The organism is Calothrix rhizosoleniae SC01, from assembly GCF_900185595.1.
GTDB classification, from domain to species: domain Bacteria; phylum Cyanobacteriota; class Cyanobacteriia; order Cyanobacteriales; family Nostocaceae; genus Calothrix_A; species Calothrix_A rhizosoleniae.
In genome coordinates this window covers 1-1,396 of record NZ_FYBH01000437.1, presented here as the reverse complement: position 1 = coordinate 1,396, position 1,396 = coordinate 1, and the positions used below count along the sequence as shown (strand labels likewise).

Annotated in this window: 1 protein-coding gene; it reads right to left on the bottom strand. The window is 39.2% G+C overall.

Features of this window, described 5'->3' with window-relative positions:
- Nucleotides 1-83: 83 nt before the first annotated feature.
- Nucleotides 84-1,067, bottom strand: coding sequence for a protochlorophyllide reductase (locus CALSC_RS25100; RefSeq protein ID WP_088243913.1), 984 nt, complete (start codon nucleotides 1,065-1,067; stop codon nucleotides 84-86).
- Nucleotides 1,068-1,396: the final 329 nt, after the last annotated feature.

Here is a 1,396-nt window from a genome sequence, read left to right as displayed (position 1 = left end):
ATTGGCTATTTAATTTGAATTGATCGCTCTGCAATAAGTCAACATTACATTATATGCAGTGCGATCGCAAATAATAGTAAATTTTAACGTACAGATGCTGTTTCCTGAGCTATTCCCACTAAACTAGCGCTAGTCTCCCACATCCTTCTAGCTCTTTCATCATCACGGGCTTGGGGAGAAACTCTTTGCACAAATGCCTGACGTTCTTGGCTGTTACGATTTCCCCAACTCCAGTAAGCACCTGATTGCTTGAACTCAGGATCCGCAACAACAGCTGCTACCCTTTCACCTGCTAATTCTTGGGATACATATCCTTTAGTAATATACTTCTGGAATAATGGGAAGAGTTTCTGGAATAAACGATAGTGATTACGGAATAATGGGGTATCTGCAACACAACCGGGGTAAAGGGAAGTAAAGGTAATACCTGTGGAATCGTGATAGCGTCGATGTAATTCCAGCATAGTTAAGACATTGCACACCTTGCTATCTTTATAAGCTTTCACTGGCTCAAATTTTTTACCATCAGCCATAGATATGGGTTCTTTAAAACCAGCTTCAAAGCCCTCAAATTTGCCCAAGTCTGGACGTGGGTAAACCTTACCACCTGGTTCATCCGGGTTGTGGGTTACAGTACCTAAAATTACTAATCGTTTGTCTGCAAGGGGTGACTTTTTTAGATCCTCTAGCATGAGGTTACACAAAAGAAAATGACCGAGGTGATTAGTGGTCATAGTTAGTTCGTAACCTTCTGGACTCCGTAAAGGTTCCTTGAGTAAGGGCATGTATATAGCAGCATTACATACTAAAGCACCCAGAAGCCTGCCACTAGCAGTAAATTCTCTAGAAAAACGCTTTACACTTTCTAAATTCCCCAAATCGATTTGCATGATGCTGTAGCTACCTTGGGGAATTCCTAAGCTTTGAGCCGCTTCTCCAGCTTTTGTTACATTGCGACAAGCCATAACTACGTGCCATCCCTTGTTAGCGAGTGCTTTAGCTGCATATAAACCTACTCCTGAGGATGCACCTGTAATTACAACTGTTGGCTTTTGATTTTGTTGCATTTTGTTAAAGCTAAATTAATCTCTGTTGATTGTTTCTATGATCTCATAATAAGTGAATCCTCAAGCGCTACGTGCAAGTAATAATTAATAAGTAATAAGTAACAAGTAATAAGTTTACTGCTCATAGATTTCAGCCTTCAATAATGTCTGCGCCCTAATTAGGTAGTGCTATATTTTCAGTAATTTAAGCTAATTTTCGCTGTTCGGAAGATAAATTTCCATCAGGATCTATATCCATTTGCATGACGATTTGCAAATCTTGAAGTTGTTGTTTTAACCATTTTCCAAATAAATCAGCTAGAATTTCTAAACGTAGTTCTTCATTTAAG

Excerpts from the sequence above, each read along its gene's own strand:
- CALSC_RS25100 (WP_088243913.1), bottom strand. The coding sequence starts at position 1,067 with ATGCAACAAAATCAAAAGCCAACAGTTGTAATTACAGGTGCATCCTCA.